1 pseudogene is annotated in these 426 nt (G+C 62.7%); it reads right to left on the reverse strand.

From position 1 onward, the window contains the following. Positions 1-426 (reverse strand): annotated as a pseudogene (locus tag EN780_RS39605) (nuclease); the annotation flags it as partial.

Here is a 426-nt window from a genome sequence, read left to right on the forward strand (position 1 = left end):
CCTCGGGAAGCCGCCTGCCGAAGTACGCCGCAAGGGCCATAGCGGCAATCTCAGGGTCGTCGGACAGCCGCCCCGAGAAGGTTCTCGCAAGCGTATCCGCAAACCGATCTGCTACCTGTTGCTTCCACTCTTCAGGGTCAAATTCGTCCGCCCCGTCCATGTCCTTTCCTTCAGCTGCTTTCCTTGCCTTGAACCACGTCTCGAAGTTCCCGGCGTCCACCCCCAGTACCCTCTTGGCCTTCCTCATGGTGGCCACCTGTGACGTCGACGTTCCCGACGCGTCTGCCACCTTCGCCTTGCTGTCCCGATCCAGCACGACAAGCCGCCACGCGAAGTCTTGCCGCTCACGGGAGGACATCGGTAGCTTGGCTTTGGCGTTCGCCTTCCCGGCCTCCAGCACGGCCTCCTCAGGGGTCCCCTCGAAAT

The organism is Mesorhizobium sp. M4B.F.Ca.ET.089.01.1.1, from assembly GCF_004022605.1.
Taxonomy (GTDB): Bacteria; Pseudomonadota; Alphaproteobacteria; order Rhizobiales; family Rhizobiaceae; genus Mesorhizobium; species Mesorhizobium abyssinicae.